Origin of the sequence: Paenibacillus sp. 598K, from assembly GCF_003851045.1 — a bacterium.
Classification (GTDB): domain Bacteria; phylum Bacillota; class Bacilli; order Paenibacillales; family Paenibacillaceae; genus Paenibacillus_D.
This window is the reverse complement of the sequence record NZ_BFBX01000337.1, coordinates 1-1,082: the sequence shown is the minus strand read 5'-3', so window position 1 is coordinate 1,082 and position 1,082 is coordinate 1. Positions and strand designations below refer to the sequence as shown.

The window sequence follows — 1,082 nt, the reverse complement described above, 5'->3', positions numbered from 1 at the left end:
CGTCGGCAGCAAAAGCTTCACAGCAGTAGCGATCAATTGTGCGGCGAAGGCCGGGGAATGGATCAAAACGAAATTGGGGGCCTACGCGTCCCTAACGATAAAAAGCTCCACCAGCGACCTGGTGACCGAAGTCGACAAGGGCTCGGAAAAGCTGATTCGAAGCCTGATTCTGACACATTTCCCGGATCATGCATTTTTGGGGGAGGAAGGGGTGCAGGCAGGGGCGGCGGCTTCGCGCAAAGCGCTGGAAGAGATGAGAGAGGAAGAATATTTGTGGATCGTCGATCCGATCGACGGTACGACCAATTTTGTCCACGGCTTCCCGTTTTTCGTCGTCTCGATCGCACTGGCCTATCGCGGCGAGGTTATCGTCGGCGTCGTCTATGATCCGTCGCGGGACGAGTTGTTCGTAGCGGAGAAGGGCAAGGGTGCGTATGTGCATGGCGCGCGGATGGAAGTGTCCAAGGAGCAGCAGCTGTCCGACAGCCTGATCGCCACCGGATTCCCGGCAGATCAGCAGACGGCACTGCCGATCAATTTGAAGGGCATCCAGGCAATCGCGCCGCAGGTGCGCAATCTTCGTGTAGCGGGGTCCGCAGCGCTCCATCTCGCCTATGTGGCTGCCGGACGTCTGAGCGGCTTCTGGGAAATTGGGCTGAGCAGCTGGGATATGGCGGCAGGTACCTTGCTCGTCCAGGAATCCGGCGGCGTGGTTACCGATACGGAGGGTGCAGGCTACCATCTCGGGGTACGCAACGTCGTCGCTTCCAACGGCGCGGTTCACGAGGAGCTGATCGCCGCATTGCAGGCTGCTGCCGCGACCGGCAGTTAAGCTCCCCGAGCTGTGGATGGCGACGGAGCTGTATCAGCAAGCAAGCGATTACATCACCCGGAAGAGCGTCAACGTATGGATAAGGATGTAGGCGGTACGATAAGATATGAGGATGGCGGAGGTCTTTGCGCACATGCGTAAGGACCTCTTTTCCATTGGAGCTAAAAGCATTGGAAGAGGTCTGCGCAAAATAAAACTATACTTTTAAACTCAGCATTGAGTAAACTGGAGGCGTACAATAATAGTTGTG

1 protein-coding gene is annotated in these 1,082 nt (G+C 56.7%); it reads left to right on the top strand.

Translation table 11 applies throughout. From position 1 onward, the window contains the following. Positions 1-832: inositol monophosphatase family protein (locus PA598K_RS35360; protein WP_148092063.1), on the top strand; the 832-nt coding region annotated here is incomplete at its 5' end. Between the last annotated feature and the right edge of the window lie 250 nt (positions 833-1,082).